This window comes from Nostoc sp. T09 (assembly GCF_002154695.1).
Taxonomy (GTDB): Bacteria; Cyanobacteriota; Cyanobacteriia; order Cyanobacteriales; family Nostocaceae; genus Aulosira.
Window position 1 is genome coordinate 46,822 of sequence record NZ_MTAV01000033.1, and the last position, 15,370, is coordinate 62,191.

At 40.2% G+C, this 15,370-nt stretch carries 17 protein-coding genes; 9 read left to right on the top strand and 8 right to left on the bottom strand.

Features of this window, described 5'->3' with window-relative positions:
- The first annotated feature begins 189 nt into the window (after positions 1–189).
- The 3 genes from BV372_RS09300 to BV372_RS09310 all read left to right on the top strand — a co-directional run bounded on the left by BV372_RS09300 (position 190) and on the right by BV372_RS09310 (position 5,035).
- Complete coding sequence (locus BV372_RS09300; RefSeq protein ID WP_086686084.1) at positions 190–2,457, top strand: ATP-binding protein; 2,268 nt, start codon at positions 190–192, stop codon at positions 2,455–2,457.
- 53 nt (positions 2,458–2,510) lie between these two features.
- Positions 2,511–2,954 carry a response regulator gene (locus BV372_RS09305; RefSeq protein ID WP_086686086.1) on the top strand — a complete coding sequence of 148 codons (444 nt, stop codon included), beginning with the start codon at positions 2,511–2,513 and terminating at the stop codon, positions 2,952–2,954.
- 398 nt (positions 2,955–3,352) lie between these two features.
- Complete coding sequence (locus BV372_RS09310) at positions 3,353–5,035, top strand: ATP-binding protein (protein ID WP_086686088.1); 1,683 nt, start codon at positions 3,353–3,355, stop codon at positions 5,033–5,035.
- A gap of 148 nt (positions 5,036–5,183) precedes the next feature.
- Here BV372_RS09310 and BV372_RS09315 read toward each other — a convergent pair whose 3' ends face one another.
- The 3 genes from BV372_RS09315 to BV372_RS09325 all read right to left on the bottom strand — a co-directional run bounded on the left by BV372_RS09315 (position 5,184) and on the right by BV372_RS09325 (position 7,136).
- On the bottom strand, positions 5,184–5,993 hold the full coding sequence (locus tag BV372_RS09315; RefSeq protein ID WP_218776699.1) for a bifunctional 2-polyprenyl-6-hydroxyphenol methylase/3-demethylubiquinol 3-O-methyltransferase UbiG: 810 nt from the start codon (positions 5,991–5,993) through the stop codon (positions 5,184–5,186).
- A gap of 274 nt (positions 5,994–6,267) precedes the next feature.
- Positions 6,268–6,786, bottom strand: coding sequence for a GNAT family N-acetyltransferase (locus BV372_RS09320; protein WP_086686090.1), 519 nt, complete (start codon positions 6,784–6,786; stop codon positions 6,268–6,270).
- A 26-nt stretch (positions 6,787–6,812) separates the two neighbouring features.
- Positions 6,813–7,136, bottom strand: coding sequence for a hypothetical protein (locus BV372_RS09325; RefSeq protein ID WP_086686092.1), 324 nt, complete (start codon positions 7,134–7,136; stop codon positions 6,813–6,815).
- A 107-nt stretch (positions 7,137–7,243) separates the two neighbouring features.
- Here BV372_RS09325 and BV372_RS09330 point away from each other — a divergent pair, with 107 nt between their 5' ends.
- The 4 genes from BV372_RS09330 (at position 7,244) to BV372_RS09345 (ending at position 8,895) form a co-directional block, all read left to right on the top strand.
- Complete coding sequence (locus BV372_RS09330) at positions 7,244–7,474, top strand: type II toxin-antitoxin system HicB family antitoxin (protein WP_086686094.1); 231 nt, start codon at positions 7,244–7,246, stop codon at positions 7,472–7,474.
- Positions 7,471–7,692, top strand: coding sequence for a type II toxin-antitoxin system HicA family toxin (locus BV372_RS09335; protein ID WP_086686096.1), 222 nt, complete (start codon positions 7,471–7,473; stop codon positions 7,690–7,692). Before BV372_RS09330 ends, BV372_RS09335 begins: the two co-directional genes overlap by 4 nt.
- 132 nt (positions 7,693–7,824) lie before the next feature.
- Entirely contained in the window at positions 7,825–8,412 is a 588-nt protein-coding gene (locus tag BV372_RS09340; protein ID WP_086686097.1) for a TetR/AcrR family transcriptional regulator, read from the top strand.
- A 57-nt stretch (positions 8,413–8,469) separates the two neighbouring features.
- Positions 8,470–8,895 (top strand): thioesterase family protein, encoded by a 426-nt coding sequence (locus BV372_RS09345; protein WP_086686099.1) that lies wholly within the window; start codon positions 8,470–8,472, stop codon positions 8,893–8,895.
- Positions 8,896–9,121: 226 nt separating this feature from the next.
- Here the strand turns inward: BV372_RS09345 and BV372_RS37470 are convergent, their stop codons facing one another.
- The 3 genes from BV372_RS37470 to BV372_RS37480 form a co-directional block, all read right to left on the bottom strand.
- A complete protein-coding gene (locus BV372_RS37470; protein WP_256973134.1) occupies positions 9,122–9,247 on the bottom strand; it encodes a hypothetical protein in 126 nt (41 codons plus the stop codon).
- A gap of 34 nt (positions 9,248–9,281) precedes the next feature.
- Positions 9,282–9,533, bottom strand: coding sequence for a hypothetical protein (locus BV372_RS37475; protein ID WP_256973135.1), 252 nt, complete (start codon positions 9,531–9,533; stop codon positions 9,282–9,284).
- A 235-nt stretch (positions 9,534–9,768) separates the two neighbouring features.
- Positions 9,769–9,891: a hypothetical protein gene (locus BV372_RS37480; protein WP_256973136.1), complete on the bottom strand. Its 123-nt coding sequence runs from the start codon at positions 9,889–9,891 to the stop codon at positions 9,769–9,771.
- A gap of 117 nt (positions 9,892–10,008) precedes the next feature.
- On the opposite strand from BV372_RS37480, the gene BV372_RS09355 reads away from it, so the two are divergent.
- Both BV372_RS09355 and BV372_RS09360 read left to right on the top strand, forming a co-directional pair.
- Positions 10,009–11,889 carry a WD40 repeat domain-containing protein gene (locus BV372_RS09355; RefSeq protein WP_086686101.1) on the top strand — a complete coding sequence of 627 codons (1,881 nt, stop codon included), beginning with the start codon at positions 10,009–10,011 and terminating at the stop codon, positions 11,887–11,889.
- Positions 11,890–12,403: 514 nt separating this feature from the next.
- The gene (locus BV372_RS09360) at positions 12,404–13,447 is read left to right on the top strand and encodes a 1-acyl-sn-glycerol-3-phosphate acyltransferase (protein ID WP_086686102.1); all 1,044 of its coding nucleotides are present in this window, start codon (positions 12,404–12,406) and stop codon (positions 13,445–13,447) included.
- 24 nt (positions 13,448–13,471) lie between these two features.
- Here the strand turns inward: BV372_RS09360 and BV372_RS09365 are convergent, their stop codons facing one another.
- The gene (locus tag BV372_RS09365) at positions 13,472–14,068 is read right to left on the bottom strand and encodes a Uma2 family endonuclease (RefSeq protein WP_086686104.1); all 597 of its coding nucleotides are present in this window, start codon (positions 14,066–14,068) and stop codon (positions 13,472–13,474) included.
- 125 nt (positions 14,069–14,193) lie between these two features.
- The gene (gene rppA / locus BV372_RS09370) at positions 14,194–14,886 is read right to left on the bottom strand and encodes a two-component system response regulator RppA (RefSeq protein WP_086686106.1); all 693 of its coding nucleotides are present in this window, start codon (positions 14,884–14,886) and stop codon (positions 14,194–14,196) included.
- Positions 14,887–15,370 lie beyond the last annotated feature (484 nt).

Sequence of the window (15,370 nt, forward strand, 5' to 3'; positions counted from 1 at the left end):
TAGTCACGCGATCGCACAACTCTCTGTCTAATATTCATAGAGTAAGAGCGATCGCTCACACTTACTCAGTAAATGGACAGCAGGGGATGAGAGGAGAATTTGCTAGATAATTGTACTTTTTACTCAATGTTTAAAGAAATATAAAATTTAATTGCGGTATTGTAAAAGAGGCTTTTCGTTAGATAAGTTATGAGCCAGTCAGAAGACAAAACTGCCCAAACTGCTTCTTTGACTAATCACGATCGCAAACCAATTCATATCCCTGGCTCAATCCAACCTCATGGTGTACTGCTGGCTCTTAGTCCCCAGCTAGATATTCTGCAAGTTAGCGATAACACCCTGGACTACTTGGGCAGAACTACTCAAGAATTGCTTGGTCAACCCCTAAACACCTTGCTGGCTCAAGAACAAGTTGCAGCCATCAGGCAATGCTGGTCAAAAAAAGTTGATAGTGTCACAAGTTACAAAGTATCAATTATTACTTTAAATCAAGAGCGATACTTCGACTGTATTGTCCATCGTACAGAAGATGTTGTAATTCTTGAACTAGAACCGATTCATTCTAGAGATGAGGTGAGTTTCTTAAGTTTCTATACTTTAGTCAATGAAGCGATCGCCCAAATGCAAAAGACATCAAACCTGACAGAATTTTTGCATCTGGTGGCAACAGAACTTAGAGAAATTACAGCTTTTGACCGAGTGATGGTCTATCAATTTGATCGTAATGCAGCAGGTTCCGTCGTTGCCGAAGCCAAACGTGAGGATTTACCACCATATTTAGGGCTACATTATCCCGCTACAGATATTCCCGCACAGGCTAGAGATTTATACACGCGTTCTTTGCTGCGATTTATCCCTAATTTAACTGCTCAACCAGTCAAGCTAGTTCCCATTGAAAATCCCATCACACATCAACCTCTAGACTTAAGTCTATCTGTACTCAGGAGCGTTGATTCATGTTGTATTGAATATCACCAAAATATGGGCGTAGCAGCACTGTTGGTAATCTCGCTGATTCAAGAGCAGCAGCTTTGGGGTTTAATTTCCTGCCATCATCACACGCCTAAACATATTTCCTACGAACTGCGTCAAATCTGCGAGTTTTTGGGACGGATTGTGTCCTCAGAGTTAACGCACAAAGTTAATCAATTGGAATTAGATTATAAAGTCAAACTTAAATCTCTACAGTCTGAGTTTATCGAGTCTATTTCCCAAGCCGATAATTTTATTGATGCTTTGATTAAGCCAGAACTCCGCTTGCTAGATGTTGTTAGCGCCTCTGGTGCAGCAGTTTGTTTAGATAATGAAATTACACTTGTAGGAGCAACACCCGATATTGAGCAAGTTCGTGCCCTAATTGAATGGGCAGATACTCAAGTAAAGGACAACCTATTTTCTACAAATTCTCTACCGCAGCTTTATCCTGATGGCATTGCCTTTAAAGATACTGTCAGTGGCTTATTACTACTGCGGATTTCTCAAGTCCGACGCTATTACATTCTCTGGTTTCGTCCCGAAGTTATCCAAACAGTAAATTGGGCAGGTAACCCCAATGAATTTATTCACTTAGCAGATGATACTCTCACCCTGAATCCGCGCAAATCCTTTGCCAAATGGCAGGAAACGGTGAGATTAACTTCCTTACCTTGGAAACCATGTGAACTTGATAGTGCGATCGCTCTCAGGAATGCAATTGTTGGTATTGTGCTTTCTAAAGCAGATGAGTTAGCCAAAATTAACCTAGATCTAGAACGCAGCAACCGCGAACTAGCCTCTTTTGCCTATGCTGCTTCCCACGATCTGAAGGAACCTTTGCGGGGTATCTATAATTACTCAACAATTCTGTTGGAAGATTACGGACTAGTTCTGGATGATGACGGGATTGAGTGCTTAGAGACAGTCGTGACTTTATCGGTGCGCATGGAAACTCTGATTAATGCGCTGCTGCGACTCGCCCAGTTAGGAAAAGCACAACTGCGCAAGCGAGCCATTGATTTTAACGAATTGCTCAACCAATTAATTGATGTCTTTCGTGCTAGCCGTCAAGATTCTCAGCTTTTGGATATTCGCATTCCTCGACCTTTAGCAACAGTTCAGTGTGATTCAGTTCTCGTTAACGAGGTCTTTAGTAACCTGATTGGCAATGCATTCAAATACAACGATAAGGCAGAGCAATGGGTTGAGATTGGCTATTTAGATCCCGATGAGCAGCAGACAAAAGAGCAAACTCCAGTACCCCCGCTGTTTTATGTACGAGATAACGGTATTGGCATTCCAGAGCATCACCGCGAAACCATCTTTCGACTTTTTAAGCGACTCCACTCCCAGGAAAAGTACGGTGGGGGAGTAGGTGCAGGGCTAGCTATTGTTAAGAAGATTGTAGAGCTGCATAACGGCCGGATTTGGGTTGAATCTACCGTAGGCATTGGCTCGACGTTTTATTTTACTCTGGAATAGTTTAAGATAAGTAACAAAAATCTTTTAATTATTACATTTTGTTAAGACAACTGATGACAAGGAAACTTCATGAACCTCTGCTGATAGTTGAGGACAGCAATGAAGATTTTAGGATATTGCAACGCCTAATGCGACGCATGGCTGTCCAAAACCCCATATATCGCTGTACAAATGGGGACGAGGTTTTAGACTTGCTGTATAAAGAGGGCAGCAATGAAAATTCTCATGTAGCGCTCAGACCCTCTGTTATCCTGCTCGATCTAAATTTGCCGGGTATTGATGGTCGTGACATTCTAGAGCGACTCAAGCAAGACAGAAGTTTCAGAGAAATCCCTATAGTTGTTTTCACTACATCAGCTAACCCTAGGGATATTGAATTGTGTTACCAAAAGGGCGCAAATGGCTATCTTGTCAAGCCAATGGATGCGCAAGAACTGCAAAAGACGATTCAAGCATTTGTAGACTATTGGCTTGAGGCTAATACTCCGCCAGCCTAAAACTGATTTGTGTCGTTCTTGTAGATGCGGTAGTCGGAAGAAAAGAAGGCCGTGGAGCGCAACACAGGAGTAGACTGTATGCGTCTGTTGAGGCTGGGTTTTGATACCCATATGGCACAAAGGCTCTCAGCGAGTCTGTTTCTCTGCGTCTTCGCGATCTCTTCGTTCTCCGCGTCACCTCGTATCCCCCTGTTAGTGTCGATTTCTGGATTTTCTTTACTACTAATTGCTTACGACTTAATACCGACGTGGTTTTTCGGGCACGTTAGTCAATCGCTTTAAGTTGTTTCAATAAATTTTAGATTTTATTTATATTTATTTTAGATTATTTTTAGAATTATGCAATAGATCGCAACCTGCTCAAAAAATCTATATACTCTCCTGCTCCTCATACTTTTATGCTGGACATATCGACGTTACTGATAATTGATGATTGTGCAGCGGATCGGAAAATTTATCGTCGATATCTTTTACAAGATCCGTACCAGTCCTATCAGATTTTAGAGGCAGACTGTGCAGAGAATGGACTGGCTTTGTGCCAAAAAAATCATTGCCATGTAATTCTGCTGGATTTCTGCTTACCTGATATGAGTGGATTGGAATTCTTTGACAAATTAGCACAAGAAAGATTTGATCCTCCGCTAGCAGTGATTATGCTAACTGGACGGGGTGATGAAGAGGTCGCCGTACAAGCAATGAAACGGGGTGCTCAAGATTATTTGGTCAAGCATTACCTGAAACCAGATGTACTGCAACTAGCTGTGCGCAATGCAATCAAGCAATCGTGCTTGCAAGCCCAGCTATGTAAAAATCGAGAACGACAGCGCTTAATTGCTACGACTGCTTTACGAATTCGTCAGTCTCTCGATCTGGAGCAAATATTAAATACGGCGGTGGTGGAGGTACAGCAACTTCTCAAGTGCGATCGCGTCTTGGTGTATAAGTTTGCCGCAGATAATGGCGGTAAGACTGTAGCCTCCTCTGTTGAGTCATGGGAGACTGTGACACAATGCAATGATATCCAAGCTATCTGTCATGAGGTAGGAGGCGAAAATCATCATTGGGGATGCAAGTTAGCTATTCCTCAACTCTCCGAAGCTGGTTTGAGTCATAGTTACCTCAACCTATTAAAACAATTTAATCCAAAAATAAATTTAGTAGTTCCGATTAATTTGAGTAATAATAGCAAACCAGAAGATCAGATCTGGGGCTTGTTGATTGCTCACCACAAGTCGGGAGAACGGCAGTGGCAAGCTGATGAAGTAGAAATACTCAATGAATTGTCAGTGCAACTAGCGATCGCCATCCAACAGGCTGAATTGCTTGCCCAAACTCAAGCGGCGCTTGTGAAAGAAAAGCAACTCAATACATTTAAATCCCAAATCGTAGCCACAGTTTCCCATGAGTATCGCACGCCGTTAACTTCAATTTTGGCTGCTGCATCAACTCTGATCAAACATAGTCAGCGATTGGATGAGCTTAAACAACAGAGGTTACTAGGAATTATTGAGCAGAAAGCTAGGTCTATGTCGAAACTCGTAGATAACATGCTGATGGTTAACCAAATTGAACTAGACAAAACCAGATTTCAGCCCATCCCACTCGATCTGCTGCAATTTTTCTGTGATCTAATGGAACAAGCACAAGAGACATTAACTGAGCGCCATGAATTAATTTTTAACAGTAGTGGAAATAACAAAGGCTTCTGTGGCGATCGCGGGCTTTTGCAACAAATATTTGTAAATTTAATCTCCAATGCTATTAAGTATTCTCCGCAGGGAGGTAGTGTAGAGGTTTACCTACTTGGCAGAGAATTAGATGTGATGTTTTACATCAAAGATGAGGGTATTGGGATACCGATGGCAGATCAACAAAAGTTATTTCAATCCTTTAGTCGCGGAAGTAACGTTGGTACAATTTCTGGAACAGGTTTAGGGCTAGCGATCGCTAAATCTTGTGTAGAGTTACATGGAGGCAGTATTACTTTGTCTAGTCAAATAGGGCAAGGAACTAAAGTGACAGTCAGCTTACCCAAGCAACCTCCTTTTAGTGGTTATAATACAGCGTCTAATCAAAGTTAGAAATGATATCAAGCCCGATTTATTAGTTATAATTCTCGCATCTATGCAAACATCAGAAAACTCTTTTTCTCCTTGTTTTCCTGCTGTCTTAATGATCAGTCTTTCACCGAACAAGATATCACTTCCCTTGCAGCAATTGGGCATAATTTTAGATAATTGCTTCTTTTTGAGCGACAACTCCCACCGTGGCGTGATAGATGGCCCAAGTACTTGGCTCATCTGCAAATTGGCAATATTGCTCAATGTCATGATCAGTTGCTTGACCAGTTGCAATGTAATTTTCTGCAAGTTGTATCGCAGACATTTTCATCACTGTTGCTATCCCAAAACCACCATTGGCTAAAGGTGTATCGTTCTCTACAGATAAATTTTGTAATCCTAGCCTTTGGAAGATAGCAGGTAACTTCACACCAAGAGCATAATCAAGTCCTTTATTTGCAAACATCCGCAGGATAGCTTGATTAACTCGATTCACAGATTGGAGTGCTTCTGAATTTCCCACAATTGCCCTCGCAGCAGCAAAGTCAGGCTCCTCAAGCACAATCCATCCACCTGGTTTTAGCAGGCTCAACATTTGGGATAAAGCAACTCGAAAGTCGGGTATGTGGACGAGAACGAAACGTGCATGAATCAAGTCAAAAGATTGGTTCTCCAGCACTAGATGCCGAATATCCTCTTTTAATACTTCAACATTAGATGGCTGTAGCTCTGTTAAAAAACGAGTATCTACATCTACAGCAACAACCCTACCGCTTTCTCCAACTATGTCTGCCATCCATCGCATGACTGAGCCAGCCCCCGCGCCTACTTCCAGACATCGCCAACCTGTTGTCAATCCTGTTGCTAAAATTCGTCGTTGGCTTGCTGGATCAAATACTTTTTCAATTGTTTGAAGTCTTTCAAGCTCTCTAAGATGTTGGGAATTAGCAAAAACGTAGCTAGACTCTGGCACACTCATGTTAACCTATTCCTTATTCAACATACCCTTAGCAATCTCAAGATTTAGCTGACCGACGCTAAATAGCTAGAAAATACGTCTCCAAGAATGAAGCAATCCGTTCGGTACTGTAATCTTTTAGACTAACAATACTTTTTTAACACATAGATTATAAATGAGTCTAAGCGAACATACTCTTAATCTGGCAGCCACTTGTTTTGTTAGATAAGTTCACTAGCTTAAAGATAAAGTTGAACCGAGCTTTATAACTTAGAACTCAGCGCCACTAAATATGTTAGGTAATATCCCATGCTTCTCGGTTGATGCCATAAATTAAAGCTTCTCTACCAAAAACTGTGGTCTTTCCTTCAAGTTTCTCTCCTAACCGCTTAGCGACTTGGATCGATCTGATGTTATCAGGATAGATGAGGCTAATGACATGCTCTTGACCTAGCTCGCTAAAACCATAATTAAGTGCGGCTTTTGCCCCTTCAGTGGCGTAACCTAATCCCCAATAAGCTGGCTTCAATACCCATCCAATTTCAAATCCAGGCCAGCCTTCAGGGTAAAAAAATCCGATGCGACCAACTAAAATTCCACTTTGACATTCTTCAACCGCCCACATTCCATAGCCTCGTAGTTGCCAATGTCCCAGCATGACAGCCAAACTACGCCAAGCTGCAAAGCGTGACAAGGGTTTGCCATCGCCAAGATAGCGGGTTACTTCAGGATCGCTAAATATCGCAGCATAATCATCGAAATCTTCTTCACGGAACATTCGCAGCAGCAGACGTTCTGTTTCGAGAGTTACCATATACCTTAATCGTTTATGTAAAACTGCTATTCAACAATACTTAGCCCCGATACTTTAATATAAAACTTCAACGCTGACTTGATGTATTGATATTTTGGAGAGCCATCAAGCTGAGTAAATATCTCTACTACATCCCCCCGATCTTCAAACCTGATTTTATACATCACAGTACCTTCCATAAGGTAATCATAGAACTCTTGCCAATTATGGAATAACTCTTCTGGGGTTATAACATTTCTGCTAATTGCTGTCGGCATTGCTGAAAAAACTAATTTTCCATCATCCCTGATTACAAAAAGCTTTGATATCACTTCTTGTTTTGTTCCAGCAATTTTCATTCCAACAGCCATTGATAGGCCCCTATCTAAACAGGTTCATACTGAGTGCGATCGCACTCAAGCTTTCCTTCTAGCGAATGCTAGCATTGGCTTAAAGTTAACCAAGCAGGTGTTCAGCAATGACTGTGGCACAAACTCAGCCCAAATCAAAGCGTACAGTGCTGCTTTATCCCGGCGAAGATGGATATTTTATTGTTGAAGTCCCAAGTTTACCAGGTTGTATTAGTCAAGGGAAAACACGTGAGGAGGCTTTAGTAAACATCGAAGAAGCAATTACTCTCTACATCGAAGTTTTACAAGAACAGGGTGAACCTGTTCCAGAAGATAGAGTTGAAATTGTTTTGGTATGACTAAGCTACCTGTTGTCTCAGGTGCACAATGCATCAAAGCTTTGGAAAAAATTGGCTTTATTGTGACTCGACAACGGGGCAGTCATATTATTTTAGTTCGTGAGGAGCCTAAAACAACTGTTACTGTGCCAAATCACGATGAACTAGACCGAGGTACTCTACGTGCAATCATTCGACAAATAGACTTGACCGTTGAAGATTTTATTGCGCTGTTGTAGTGTAGGCACAACCGAAAGGTCAGATCGCACTAGTAAATGTGACAGTAGTCTCAGGAGTTTAGAGTAAAATTTTTGGTTCTCCGATATTCATCGTGCTAGACTAAATAAAACCGATCGGTCGGAAAAGTTTTAATGTCTAAAGGCGAAGAAACAAAAGCAAAAATTCTCCAACAAGCAGCCGAACTGTTTAACCAACAGGGGTATGCTGGCTCGTCAATTTCCGACATTATGCGTGTTACTGGTTTGCAGAAAGGCGGAATATACAATCACTTCCAAAGTAAAGATGAACTAGCATTACAGGCTTTTGACTATGCGATCGCCTGCGTTAGTCAGCATACCAGAGCTGCATTGCGTAGCAAACATCATGCGATCGAACGTCTGCAAGCAATAATTGGAGTATTTAGCAGCTTTGTAGATAACCCCCCGATTAAAGGAGGCTGTCCACTACTGAATACTGCTATTGAGAGCGATGATGCGCATCCAGCATTACGAAAACGCGCTCAACAGGGGATGGATTCTTGGCGTCAACTCATTGGTCTAATTATTGAAAAAGGAATATCTAGGAATGAAATTCGTTCTGGAGTTGATGCAGATGAAGTCGCCACGGTCATAATTGCAACTTTGGAGGGAGCCATTATGATGAGCAAGCTATATGGAGATTCGATTCACATGCAAAGAGCAATTAATCACCTGAATCAATATATAGGAAGTCATCTTTGAAATTTTTTTGATAATTAACAGACAGTTCGGTTTTATTTATGAAATTCAGGAGTAATTATGTCATTAACTGATAACTTGCACAGACCACTAGAAGTAGAGCTTGCTATACCTGTAAGAACCTATGATATTGATTTTGCTGGCATTGTCAGCAATATAGTTTATATCAGATGGCTAGAAGATTTACGCTTGAAATTCTTAAATGAACATTTACCTATTGAGACACAAATCGCTCAAGGATATGCACCTATACTTGCAGGCACTGAAATTGAATATAAACGTCCTGTCAAATTGATTGACCAAGTGATTGGCCGTTTATGGTTAAGTAATTTGGGGCGGTTAAAATGGACTGTACAAGCAGAAATTTTAGCTAACAATGTTATAGCAGCAGTAGCTACACAAAAAGGTGCATTTGTGAGTTTTCAGAATGGTCGCCCTGTGCCAGTTCCCGATGAATTACAACAAAAATATAGCAATCCGATTTGATTACTGAAATTATTTACGTAGGGAGGGAACAGGGAAGAAGGAATAAAACTGTACTGAGTTTTTTTCAAAAATCAAATATGAGTCCTATATGTGAATTGCCAACCAGTAGATCAATAAATTTGAATTGTATATTTATTAGGGTGGTCATTTGTCATTTATATTTACAAAAGACAAATAACAAATGACCTTCTTCAGAAAAATATCTGCGATTTCAACGCACATTAGCTTAGGACTCGCTGGCTTCTCCCAAGCGATCGGGATTTTGCACACCAGTCAACCGATTCCAAAGCTGATAACCAACCTCGGTCTTCGGTACATACCAATTATTAGGGCCAGCTTCCATTCCACCCATTGCAGTCAACTCTCTACGTTCTGGATCATTCAGGTCAATTTATTTTGCACCTTGTTCTAGACGACTTCCGGGGGGGTAGCACTGTAATTTGCTTGAGTTCGTCATCTGTATAATCTGAGAGTTGCTGATGCAGTTCCTTAACCTCATAAGCATTCAGCTCTGCTTTCTCTGGATGCGGTCCCTCAAGACCATGATTTCGGCCAGCCATAGGCTGCGGATTTAGGTCTTGTTGCCACTCATCTGGCTTAGCATCAGTTGGTCGGCCTGGTTTTTGAGTTTGAGCCATTGAAGTTTTCTCCTTTGGGCAATAGAAATTCCGAAAAAGTAATGAGTAAATCTACCAAGCAGAGCGAATCATACTTTCGCTTTACTATTAGTACGCCTCACGAGAATTACAATGCCGACTGCCAAAAGAAGGAATTAAAAAGTTATTTTTTCAGATAGAGCCTTACTTTACTCCCTGTCTCTAAAAAGATTGCAAATTAAATCTGCGAAAGCTTATTAGCCCGTAGAACGAAGATTCATATCTGAATCAGGGTTCCATCTTGAGTCAGGATGCTTGCTTGGTGGTAAGCGATCGCTTGATTATCAATAGCAAGATACTGGAGACTGGGGATTTGACTAGCTTCGTTATCTCTAAACACTGTTTACAACTACATATATACGCTGTATGGTTGTAAAAATTTTCACAGGAACTGATTTGAAGCAAACAAATTCTTAGATTTAGTAGTTGTTAAATAATTTCCATAATCACAATTTCTATGAAATCAGGCACTAAAATATTTGCCATCTCACTGCTACTGACAATTTCTTGTAGTGCTTTTGCGGTTCTTGATCGCATCTTTGGAGGAGAAGGCGTTGGTGAAGCGATCGCACAAATTCCATCTAGTCCCAAATTTTCAGCTATTGAAAGTGTGCAAGCGGCTAATCCCCCAACAGTAGCTACAAAGAAATCTTGGCAAAATGCCCGCCTAGTTCGGACTCTACCTCCAAGTTACGGTTATCCAATTTTGAGTCCTGATAGTCAAATTTTGGCAACATACCGCAGAGGGGAACAAAAAAATCCTGACAATAGCATCAGTCAAACTAACGAAAATATTATTACTTTAACAAGTATACAAACAGGTACAGTAACTCACATTCTTACTTATACTTCGCCTTCAGAAATTAAGTCTTTAGTTTTTAGCCCTGATGGAGGCGTTTTGGCGACTCAGAATTATCATCAAGGGGTTTTAACAATTAAATTATGGGATGTGGGTAGTGGAAAAGAAATTAAAACATTGCGACGTATGATCAAGCCTAAAAGAATTCGCGGAACTGGCTCAGATCCTTCAGAAAATTCTGTAATTGCTTTTAGCCCTGATGGTAATTCGTTAATTAGCTTTTCTGGTGGTAATCCAGCTATTCAGGTTTGGAACACTACTGCTAGTTCAATGGCAAAGAAAGAAGGTAGTAATTCAACTAAGTTAACTCCTTCATTAATTGCAGAAGATAAAAATTCTCTAACCCAGCCTACCAATAAACAAATACAAGAATCTGTAGCAAAAGACCGTCAGCGCTATCCAGATGATGAAGTACTTGATTACGATATTGTCACAGATGCACTTGACGCTGGTAAGAATTTTTCTGAGATTGAGCAATTGTTGATAAAACAAAGTAAGATGGTGCAACGATGGCGAAAGACTGAAGCCAAAAATATTTATCAAGCAAAAACAAACTACTATGTTGATTTAATTGCTCGATTGCAAACTATCAGTTATGTACATTTGCGTACTCGCCTTATTTTAGACGAGTTTGGTACAGATACAAGTGAAGGTAAGCGCAGATTTACAGGACAAGGTTATTTAATTGAAAGCAGTAATAATAATTATTTGGTAGCTGATAATAATAGCAACAGAGTAATTATGAAAATAAAAGATGGCAGTTATGATTTAAATACTAACCCATCTTTTCAAGACGTAACTCAAATTAAATTATTGATTAGCAATTTACTCAATCAAGGTTCCTTTCAATTTAATCTCACAAGGCACACAGACGAAATCACCACTTTTGCTTTTAGCCCTAATGGACAAATTTTAGCAAGCGCCAGTGCTGATAAAACAATTAAATTATGGGATTTGAAGACGGGCAAGTTAATTAATACCATCAAGAGTAATAATGCATCTGGTATTACTCAGATGTCTATCAGTTCTAATAGCCAGGTGTTAGCAACTGCTGGAATAGAAGAAAACTCCATGAAATTGTGGGATTTAAAAACTGGCAAGCTGATTCGCAAAATTTCAGTAAATGGGTTTGCTAATTCTATAATTTTTAGCAAAGATAGCAATCAATTGATGGTTGTAGCTTCTAAACCTTTTGATAGTATGAAAGTTGAGGTTTGGAATGCAAAAGATGGTAAATTAATTCATCGTGGTTCTGCAATAGGCACTCCTAAAAATACTTATGTGGGAATTGACATTAGCCCTGATGGTAAAACTTACGCTGTTACCGGAGAGGAAACATATTTACAGTTACAAGTTCGAGATTTAATGACAGATAAAGCTATTGTTAACTTTGGTAAAAATGACGACTGGGTAATTTACACTAAAGATGGCAAAACTCTAGTATCAGGCGGGAGAGAAGGAATTAGAATTTGGCAATAAGAAGTTAATTAAAAGCTAAAGATCTTTCATACATAAAAGAACAGTCATTCCAAAAATGCATCCTCTAGTTCCCCAAGTTTAGACTACAATTATTACGTTAAGCACAAGAACCACCACACAGGTAGATGATATTAATTATTATTGTCTTGGAACCCAACGCTTCTATCTGATGGGTCTGCTCATCAATCCTCAACTTTACCGTGCATATCAATTAGAATATATAGCAGTCTTGAACGTCTTGAACTTACTCGTAGGGGTAGGGAACAGGGAACAACAAAGAAGGGGAGTAGAGGTTTACCTAGACTTTGCAAAAATCAAATAAGAGTCCTATATAAGCTTATGTCTGGAGTAGGATGCAAACTAAAAATGTCAAAAGATAATATAGCACTCCTGAAGTATTTGCAAAAAAAAATCTATAGCCTATAGCCTACCTCCATGAGTAAATTCACAAATAAAATATTACTGCTATACAATAGACAAATAAATCTATTTTTATATAAATTACATACTCATTGTGACCAATGAAAGCTCTGAAAATATGCTTAATCTTCAGCTAGAAACGGCATCGAATAATGGCTATAAGTTTAGCTGGTTTGATTGGTTTTGCCTATGCTATCCTCCAGGTTGGTTAATTTTATTTAACCGCCACTGGCAGCATTACCATACAGATCCAGATGGTTGGAATTGGTTGGAATATATATTATTTTTGTTACCCGGTGGGTTTTATATAGCGCTGCTGATTCGATGGTTGCGTCTTGGATGCCGTTCTCCAAGAAAAGAAATTGATGAATTTGATCCAAATTATCAACGAGCTTTTCGCGAAGAAGTTCTTACTCCTATCGTTAAACATTATTTTCAAGGGGAATTGCACCAAGTTGAAAAATTACCACAAACAGGGCCATTGATTGTGGCAATGAATCATGCAGGGATGAGTTTTCCTTGGGACTTTTTGACTTTGGGTTATTTATTAAGTCAAGAACGCGGATGGGTAGTGCAACCGCTAGCAGGAGTGTCATTGTTTGAGCATCCTTGGGTAATTTGGTGGTTACCGCCTGGATGGTCACGCGTTTTAGGTGGTGTGCGCGCAGAATTAGATGATTTTGAAGCCGCTATGCAGCAACGTAAAATTCTGCTTTATGCACCTGAAGGTTTACGCGGGCCTTTGAAAGGTTGGAGAAGACGCTATCAATTACAAAAGTTTGATATAAGTTTTATGCAGTTGAGCGATCGCTATCAAGTTCCCATTCTCCCAGTTATTTGCATCGGTAATGAATATTTGCATCCTTGGACGGTAAATCTCAAAAAATTGCAACGATTATTTAAATTGCCATTCTTACCTTTATCGCCTTTGATGCTGCTGTTGATACTATTTCCCTCAATGGGGGTATGGGCAATGAAAACTCGCCTACGTTATTTTATTCAACCTTTAGAACAGTTAGATAAAGAAGCAAATTTAGAAGCTCAGTCAATAAAAAAGCGTGCAAATCTATATCAAAAAGTGCAACAATTTAGAGACAAGTTACAAATGCAAATCAATCAATTGGTGATTAGTAAATAACGATAAGCCACAACCTATCCGGAGCTATTTCACAAGCGTCTGTTGAAAAGTCTTAATAGCATCCACATGATTTACCATATTAATGCAACGTAACAACAAATCCAGATCGATTCCTTTCACCTCTTCACTACTAGAAATTCTTTCATAGTGAAGCGCATTTGCCTCTGCCCGGAGGTGATAGACCTCTAACACGCCATCTTCCCAAAACCACACTTCCTTTATTTTCAGCCGCTTGTATGCGTCCAGCTTGTCGATACCCCCACTGGTAAATACCACCTCAATTGCTAAATCGGGACGCACTCGACTAGGGGCAAGTTTATAAGATTCATCTGCCTCTCGCTTGACAGCACCCGATTCACTTTCCAAGGTCATTAAACCAGTGGGAGTAAAGTCAAATCCTGCCATAAGCAAGTACAGTTCCAGCAATGCCGCAATTCTCTTCTTAACGGTTTCGTGTGGTTCTCCAGACATTCTGCGTATCTCCAAAACTCCATCCAGGAAAGACAGTCGATATCCTGGACGGTCTAACAACTGCTCAACCGCTTTGAACTCTCTCCAGGTCAGTCCCTCAAATAAAAGGGATGATTCCTTTTTTGGTGTGGCAATTGTTGCTGGGGTCATAGAAGTCTCCCGTCTGTTTTCAGATGAGAAATAATGAGGTTTGAAGAGCAATTTTCTAATTGTAACTTCTTTAAGAATCGAGGGTTAGAGCGATCGCATCTTTTTGCACAGTTCGGTTACTAATCCTACTCTCCCGTAACAGCGCCAAAACGATAGCCTTTGCCATAAACAGTGTGAATTAACTGACTTTCGCCAGCAACCTCAATCTTACGGCGCAGTAGGCGAATTAATGCAGCAATCACATTGCTACTTGGTTGTTCCTCATCTTGCCAGAGATTTTGCATAATCTGGGCGTGAGTCAAAAGTTGCCCACTGTGTTCCATGAAGTATTGCAGCAATTGGCTTTCTTTTTGGGATAGCTCAATTACTCGTTCGTGACGATAGGCTACTTGGTTTTCAATATCTAGTTCTAAATCAGCTACTATCAGGCGTCCTGTTGTGGTGCTGTATGTCTCGACGCCAGAACGACGTAACAAGGCGCGGACTCTGGCTAACAATTCCCGCAATTCAAAAGGTTTTACCAAATAATCATCTGCACCTGCATCTAAACCTTCAACTCGGTCATCTAGAGTATCCTTGGCTGTCAGAAACAGCACGGGAGTGGTTTTACCTTGGTGGCGTAATTCCTGACAAATTTCTAATCCTGTTTTTCCTGGCAACATCCAATCTAAAATTAGCAGGTCATAACTGCCTGTTTGTGCCAGATTGCTGCCACTTGTTCCTTCATAAGCCGCATCTACGGTATAACCCTCACGGGATAATATCCGACTCAAGGGGCCAGTTAGTTCAACTTCGTCATCAACTAATAAAATTCTCATACTGCTTCTGGTCAGTCTTGTTAAAGCCTGAATACATAAGGCTTTCACAATTCTGAATCTTTTTCGCTACTCAAATGCTACTCAAAACAGGCATTCTTATCCTAATATTTTGCGATCACTCAGTGCGATCGCGCTACCCAAATGCTACTCACCGCAAAAGTTAATAGAGTGAATTTTAACTAATGCTTAAAAAAAACCAAGCTCAAGAACTAATAAAAATTTTTGAAAAAGCCTGCCAGGGTATGGAAGAAAAAAGATACATAGATTATGAATTTGTTGGTATGGAATGGGACGACGAGACAGATACATGGGAAGTAACTTTTTACACTGAATACGGTAACAATAATTTTCCAGTGATGTGCGTTGCGCCCGTAAAGAATGGCTACAGGTTGGCGGGACGAGTGTACAAGGATTGATGAGTCTGACTAGAGTGAATCCCCAGCTTAATCACACACATAATGACATGATGTTAACTGATGATATT